We start from the raw sequence: 2,142 nt of genomic DNA on the forward strand, positions 1-2,142 counted from the left end.
CCACAAAACCCTGATCAGGGCTGTGCCCCGATACCCCGTTGAGTTGTGTACCTGGTTAAAAATCCTGACGCACTTCGTTTGTCCCCCCGGGTTTCACCAGGGCGGAAAAACTCGCCCTGGTGAAACCCGGGGCTGCAGGAAAAAATCAAAACGGAGAGGGGTCAAGGGGACGTGGAATACCGCAGACCGGAACGGGCAAGGATATGCCGCGAAAGCCCCTTGATGCCTCGCAGTGCCCCAATGCTCCGGGCTGGTGGTTGGGGGTGCTCTTCCCCCGACCGCCTGCCACGTGGCGAGCAGTCCCGAAGGGCCGTCGGAGACGATCTGTTTTTGGCTTTTTGGCGGTGCTTGGAGGGGTCGAAAAACGGGCGTCGGAGAGGCCGATTTCCTTTACTTGATACTTACGATGGTAATTCAAGGGTGCAAAAAGCGGCTACAACCCTTGTGGACCGTGGCTTTGAGGGTTATTTGACGCGTAAAAAGAAAAACCCCAGAATCGTGGGTCTTCGAGGTCCAAGATATCTAGGGTTTTCCATGGAAAACGTTACCGCTTCCACGTCTGTCCATTCTAGCGAAATTATTGCGCTTGAACAGCCCCGCGACGGGCTTTCCGATTACAGTCCGAATGATGTCCCGTGGGACATTCACAGAGGTCAATCTGACGATGTGGGTGGGATTTATGCCAGCGCTCTAGAATTTGAGCGCTACGCCGCTCGAATGTCCGACTGTGGGGGGTTATTGCTGTTTGGTTGGGTTCTCAACCCTGAAACATCAGTGAATGCCCTACGTTTGCGTACGGCGTACTTTTGCCGGGTACGTCATTGCCCGGTGTGTCAGTGGAGGCGCTCGCTCATGTGGCAGGCTCGGTTTCACCAATCTCTCCCTCAGATCGTTCTAGAGCATCCTAAGGCTCGCTGGCTATTCCTGACCCTGACTGTGCCCAATTGCCCCATAGGCGAGCTTGGAGCGACTCTTACGGCGATGAATGCCGGGTGGAACCGACTCCAGGCGCGAAAAGAGTTAAAAGCGGTGATTGGTTGGGTACGGACTACCGAGGTAACTCGGAGTGCGATTGGGGAGGCGCACCCGCATTTTCACGTTTTGCTGATGGTCCCGCCTTCGATGCTGTCTGGATCGAAATACGTTAAGCATGCCCGCTGGGTTGAGATTTGGCAGGAATGCATGCGCGATCCGACGATCTCGCCAAGCGGTGTGCACGTTCAAGCGATTAAAGATCGGAGCTCAGAGACCGGGACGGAGGTGGGAGGGGCTGCGCTACAACGCGCGGTTTCGGAAACGCTGAAGTACAGCGTTAAACCGTCTGACATGACAAACGATCCTGATTGGTTTTTGGAATTGACGCGCCAATCCCACAAGCGCCGCTTTGTGGCAACCGGTGGCGTTTTGAAAAAGGTACTCCGTGTCGATGAGGAAACTGATTCGGATTTGGTTAAGAGAGGCGGCGCTGAAGAAGGCGAAGACGACGGTTCTCGGTTGGCTTTCAACTGGCGGGAAGTAGAGCGCCGATATCGCCGCGCACCCAACGGCGACAAACCAGCTCGCTGACTCTCAACGGGGTATCGGGGCACAGCCCTGATCAGGGTTTTGTGGGGATCGACTGCGTGCAGGCCGTCCGTACAAAACATTTCCTGTCCGACTCATGTATCCGCTTTTGATCTGCTTTGGATTTTGATCCGCATGCAAACGTAGTTTGCGTAAGTGCGCCCTTGATCCGTTTTTGATCCGCGCGTTTCGTAGAAACAACTAAGCGCGCCCTGTTCAAAAAAGCGGAGGGAAACAGCGAAGGTCAAAGGCCAGAGCAGAGAGGATGCAGAGAGGATGCAGGATAGGGAGAGTGCTACAAAATGTAGGCATTTTGAAAACTCTCCCCTGCTGCCGTGGGCTCTTGGTTTTAAGTGAGTTTTGAATTCGGAAAACAAAACTAAATTAAGAATTTAATCGGATCTTAAAAAACGAATTGAATTCAAATCTAAAAAACGGACAGGAAATGTTTTGTGGCCACCGCCTGCACGCAGTCGATCCCCACAAAACCCTGATCAGGGCTGTGCCCCGATACCCCGTTGAGTTGTGTACCTGGTTAAAAATCCTGACGCACTTCGTTTGTCCCCCCGGGTTTCACCA

General features: G+C 53.7%; 1 protein-coding gene. It reads left to right on the forward strand.

Features of this window, described 5'->3' with window-relative positions:
- Positions 1 to 534 precede the first annotated feature (534 nt).
- Entirely contained in the window at positions 535 to 1,566 is a 1,032-nt protein-coding gene (locus ACZRN6_RS36375) for a protein rep (protein ID WP_178113950.1), read from the forward strand.
- The last annotated feature ends 576 nt before the right edge of the window (positions 1,567 to 2,142 follow it).

The organism is Pseudomonas sp. A125, assembly GCF_055409485.1.

Excerpts from the sequence above, each read along its gene's own strand:
- ACZRN6_RS36375 (WP_178113950.1), top strand. The coding sequence starts at position 535 with ATGGAAAACGTTACCGCTTCCACGTCTGTCCATTCTAGCGAAATTATT.